This is a genomic window from Clostridium sp. (assembly GCF_016650095.1).
In the GTDB taxonomy this organism is placed as follows: Bacteria; Bacillota; Clostridia; order Clostridiales; family Clostridiaceae; genus Clostridium_AD.
Window position 1 is genome coordinate 1 of the sequence record NZ_JAENWL010000293.1, and the last position, 4,829, is coordinate 4,829.

General features: G+C 24.4%; 5 protein-coding genes. All 5 read right to left on the reverse strand.

Annotated features, from left to right (window positions below):
* Positions 1–297: 297 nt before the first annotated feature.
* Entirely contained in the window at positions 298–2,220 is a 1,923-nt protein-coding gene (gene mobP2 / locus JJE11_RS14720; RefSeq protein ID WP_291636939.1) for a MobP2 family relaxase, read from the reverse strand.
* A gap of 9 nt (positions 2,221–2,229) precedes the next feature.
* The gene (locus tag JJE11_RS14725; RefSeq protein ID WP_291636940.1) at positions 2,230–2,592 is read right to left on the reverse strand and encodes a hypothetical protein; all 363 of its coding nucleotides are present in this window, start codon (positions 2,590–2,592) and stop codon (positions 2,230–2,232) included.
* Between the two features lie 3 nt (positions 2,593–2,595).
* On the reverse strand, positions 2,596–2,844 hold the full coding sequence (locus JJE11_RS14730) for a hypothetical protein (protein WP_291636941.1): 249 nt from the start codon (positions 2,842–2,844) through the stop codon (positions 2,596–2,598).
* 286 nt (positions 2,845–3,130) lie between these two features.
* Positions 3,131–4,051 carry a hypothetical protein gene (locus tag JJE11_RS14735; RefSeq protein ID WP_291636942.1) on the reverse strand — a complete coding sequence of 307 codons (921 nt, stop codon included), beginning with the start codon at positions 4,049–4,051 and terminating at the stop codon, positions 3,131–3,133.
* A gap of 19 nt (positions 4,052–4,070) precedes the next feature.
* Positions 4,071–4,673 carry a hypothetical protein gene (locus JJE11_RS14740; protein WP_291636943.1) on the reverse strand — a complete coding sequence of 201 codons (603 nt, stop codon included), beginning with the start codon at positions 4,671–4,673 and terminating at the stop codon, positions 4,071–4,073.
* Positions 4,674–4,829 lie beyond the last annotated feature (156 nt).

Consider the following 4,829-nt stretch of genomic DNA (forward strand, 5'->3'; position numbering starts at 1 on the left):
AATATAATCTTCATTAGAATAAAATCCATCTCCTCTATTCATTTTCCCAATACTTTTAACAATATTTAATGCTAAACTAGGTTTTTCCGCAATTATTAATTTTGCCAATTCTATCACTCACTTTCTGTCTAATTTTTTATTTGATATAGTCTATTCTGCTCCGCTCTCCATGATGGACACCTTGTCACTCCATTACTATGCGTGACCACTTCCATCATTACGTTTGGTACTTGTTTATTTTTTTGTTTAGACAAATTAATAAGACTACACTTAAAAATAAGCGTAGCCTTTATATTTTTATTCATTTCTCTCAATTTCATTTTGTAATTTTTCATAATCTTTTTGATTCTTATGATGCTGATAATCATTTTCTATAAGTTTCCCGATTTTTTTTAAGCTTACAGCCACAATTGAATTTTTAATTAATGCTTTTCTATCTGTTTTGCTTAGTTTATTTTTATATTTTCGCCCATTCAAACTATAATCATACTCTTTAATTTCTTTTAAAATTGTGTTCCCCATTCTAGTTCTCAGGTCTTTAATTTTAGTGTCATAATATTTTTTATAAGAATTGCTCTTCCCTTCCCCATAAGCTTCTTTTAAATTTAGTTCCTGTTTTTTTAATTCTTCTTTTAATTTTAAAAAATCATCCTTATGATATTTTTCTATATAAATATATGTCATTTTATCTATTAAAGGCCTTACATGATTTATAGTATTATAATTGTAATTCCATTGTTTTCTATCCTCTGGTAACTTACTATGTATTTCAATAAATAATTTTTTAAGCTTTATGTTATCTAAAGATTTTACTTTCTTTTTATTTTCAATTATATCTTCTCTTAGTATGTCATTTATTTTTTTATATTGTATATTATTATTTATAATCCCATTTACAACTTTAGATTTCATTGCAAGTATAGATTTTGGTTTTCGTTTTCCTCTTTCTTTACTTGGGTTTAGTTCAACAGTTGAAACGTGAACATGAATATTATCGGTATTATAATGAATGTCAGCACACCAAATTGCTGAATCACCTAATTTTTCTTTATTAAGCATTTCATTAGCCGAAGTTCTTATAACTTCTTTTAATTTTCTATTGTCTAATACTTTGTTTTTACTATCATAAATTCCATGTTTCTCAAGAAATTTATTATCAAAACTTATTACATCATGCCACATAATTCCACCATTTTCTTGGCACTTATTAAATAAGTTTTTTAGTTTATTTTTTTCTGTGGAATCTAATATATCTTTATTATCTGTAAATAAACCTATATCAGATTTTGAATTAATACTCTTAGCTTTTTTTCTATCCATGTAATCAATCATCCCTGAATATTCTAATTTATTTATAACCGAATACTTTTCATCTACTATTTCTTTTTCTCGTTTAAACTCATCTGATTTTAATTCTAACTCCTTAATCTCTTCTAAAATGAATTTTCTATGTGGGTTTATAATTTTATTTTCTTCAATTAATCCTTTTTCTGTGATTTCTAACTTACCGTTATTTTCTTTAATAAAACCATATTTAATATTATTATTAATTCTTTTATTAATATAATCATAATTGTACTTTCCTTCTTTAGTTTCAATATTAAAATCAGTTGATAGCTTTATCTGTATGGATTTTAAGTATTTATTATCCCTTACAAGTTTTAAAATTTTACTAGAGTCATAACTTGTAAACTCAAAGTCACTAAAATTTTTCATCTCTTCTTTTGCTTTTTCACTAAGTTTATACTTATTATTTTCATTTTTGGTAACGTAATTTAAAGATTCTAGCTTCTTTAATCTTGTAATAATTCTTTTCTTTTCTATTTCAAGTACATTAATATCTATTTTTTTGTGAGTTTTACTAAAACTTTTTTCAATATTTTCAATTAAGAATTCATCATTTTTATTAAAGAATTTTTTAATAATATAATTTGAATCATATCTTGATAACTTTTCTTTTTTCTCAAATAACTTTTGCTCAAAACAAATCATATTTTTTAGTTTTTTATCTTTAACTAATACATTTATATCTGTACTGCCGCTGGTGTTAATAACGCCAAGTATCTTTTTTTCTATATTATTAAGATCCACGCCTTTAATCGTTAATGCAATATTATCGTTTGTTATTGCTTCTTGCCTGTCCATATAATCAACCATTCCAGAAAATTTATTTGCATTATCATGTGTGATAAATTTTGATACTACAACTACACCTACCATTTCTCACCTCTATTTATTGAATTTTTTAATGTTACTATTTGCAATTTCTTTTTCTACTTCTTCATATGCTTTTGAAACTAGACCAGATGTAAATTCTGATGTAGATACAAAATCTTTTTCTTGATAATTCCCTTTCAAACAAATTGAATTACTAATCTCTAATTGTATTTTAGATAACTTATTTAAATTGTTTACACCTAATAGTATTTTTTTTAATGTGTTTTCTAATATGTTAGATATATTTTTATGTTCAGTAAGAATTTGTGATAAGGCATAACTCGGTTTAATTTCATGTTCTTTAGATATTGTATTTATATAATTAATATCTTCATCTAACAATTTAAATTCTTTTCTTGTCCTTTCGGTTGTCATAATTTATACCTCCTCATCTAGTATAAAATCTGTTCTAATTTGTGATAATACATTGGTATTTTCTTTAATTAAAAAAGATAATTGATTTACTAAGTCTACATATTTAGTTTCACTTTCCTTAATATTATCTATTACACTTAAAGTTTCTATATAATTTTTCAGAAATTGTTGCCGAGATAATCCTTTTTCTTTTGCAACTTCATCAATTCTTTGGATAGTAATAATATCAAGATTTCTAATTTTAATTTCCATAAGCTCTCCTTTTTTCTTGTTTTTTAATAACCTAAATTTCGGTATAAATATTAGTTTAAACGGTGACCCTCAGTTCTTTGTATGAGCATAAGGGGTTTTTGTCCCCACCTAGGGTGTGGAGTTAGGCAAAGCCTAACAAAACAGTGGGTTCATAATTTTATATGTTTTCGTGTGTACACACGTATCTTTTTAGAAGTTATTTTTACAGTTTATAGGTGTTGTCGTGTGTACATACGTACCTTAAAAATACATGAAAATCTTAAATATAGGCTATTTTTTTATAATATTATTTACCTTTTGTAATATCATCAACCTTTTGTTCTAGCTTATTTATTTTTTCTATAAGTGAAGATTTAGTTATTTGTAAATTAGCATTTTGCTGTTCATTATCAGCTATTTTTGCTTTGTAACTATTGATTTTTTGATTTGTATTATTTTGTTCTTCTTTGATTTCATATTTGTATTGACTGTTTAAACTATTGATTTTTTCATTAGCCATAGTGATTAGATCTTCATTGCTTTTTATCTTATTATTAATAGTAATTACGTCCTTATCTATATTATTAATTTCAGTTTTAGTTATATTAATAAGGTAGTGTTTTTGTGTTTCTGATTTAAGCCTATTGTTAATTTTTACTTTTCTATAGTCACAATATAATGTAGTAGAGACGTTTTTAATTGCATTGTTACTGCCATTACTTATATCATTACCAACTGTACTTGAACTAAAATCATCTGTAGTTATAGTACTAGTGTCTATATTTATATTTGAATCTGAGCTTGAATTTTGAATAACTTTTAATGCAATAGCCTCATAATTTTCTGGTATGTTTTCAATCCGAACAATATAAATATTATCTGTATTTAAAATTGTTCTTACAGTTAATTTCTTTTTTACATTAACTTTAGCCTTAGCAGAAAAATCAAGTTTTGTTACAAATAAATTTCCAGAATCTTTATAAGATAATTCTATTTCCATAAATTTTTTATTTTCGTTATACTCCCATCTGTTTATAGATAATTTTATAGATCCTGCATTTATTTCCTTGCCTAAACTGCTATTCATAACAGTAGAGTTATCAGGTAATATACTATTTGCATTAAAAAATATAAAATACATAATTATTATAAAAACAAATGAAACATAATAGAAAATTGATTTGTTGTTTTTTACACTTGCTTTTGAATATGCTAGATTTTGAATCATATTTTATTTTCACCTCACTTTAATTAATAAACGGTGTATTTTTCAATGGTTTATTAACTAATAAATCATCAACTACCCATTTATTATCAACATTTCTTAATTTCAATTCTATTAAGATAGGTGATGTACTATCTGTTTTATTTACTTGCATTCTTTGATCAGCTAACACTAGTACACTTACATTGTTATCATCTTGTATTGTTTTAGAATATAGTCTAATATTTTTAATGGAAATTTTGTAATTAACATCACTTTGCAACTCATCATCTTTGGTAGGTTGTAGTTTGTTTATCAAGTAAGTAGTTGAGTAAGGTTTTATGTTGTCATAAATTTTACCCTTACTCAAAGCATCATAGTTAAAAAAAGCATTTAAAAATTGAATTGAAACTTCATTTACTTGTGCTATTCTATCACTATCTTTTGTATTTATTTTCTTGTTTAATTCACTTATTATATTTTCATTGTTTTTTATTTTATCTTTTGTACTTATAAGATTTTTTTCACTTGAAATATAGTTTCCATAATTTTTATAGTTCATAATAATTACTGTTGTTAATGATATTATAAAAATTATATTACTTATAATTAAAAATTTATTTACTTTTTTATTATCAAATCCCATATATATCCCCCCTAATTTCAGTTCTCATTATACTTTCCAAACCCAGCAAAATCAGACCGATTATAGCTCTGAATTTTAACAACGTCATTGCTCTTAGGTGCATTTATCATTACACCTTCTCCGATATACATTCCTATGTGATGTATGCTTAAAACG

Bases quoted from the DNA above. Each gene is read 5' to 3' on its own strand.
- mobP2 (WP_291636939.1), bottom strand. From the start codon at position 2,220: ATGGTAGGTGTAGTTGTAGTATCAAAATTTATCACACATGATAATGCA.
- JJE11_RS14725 (WP_291636940.1), bottom strand. From the start codon at position 2,592: ATGACAACCGAAAGGACAAGAAAAGAATTTAAATTGTTAGATGAAGAT.
- JJE11_RS14730 (WP_291636941.1), bottom strand. From the start codon at position 2,844: ATGGAAATTAAAATTAGAAATCTTGATATTATTACTATCCAAAGAATT.
- JJE11_RS14735 (WP_291636942.1), bottom strand. From the start codon at position 4,051: ATGATTCAAAATCTAGCATATTCAAAAGCAAGTGTAAAAAACAACAAA.
- JJE11_RS14740 (WP_291636943.1), bottom strand. From the start codon at position 4,673: ATGGGATTTGATAATAAAAAAGTAAATAAATTTTTAATTATAAGTAAT.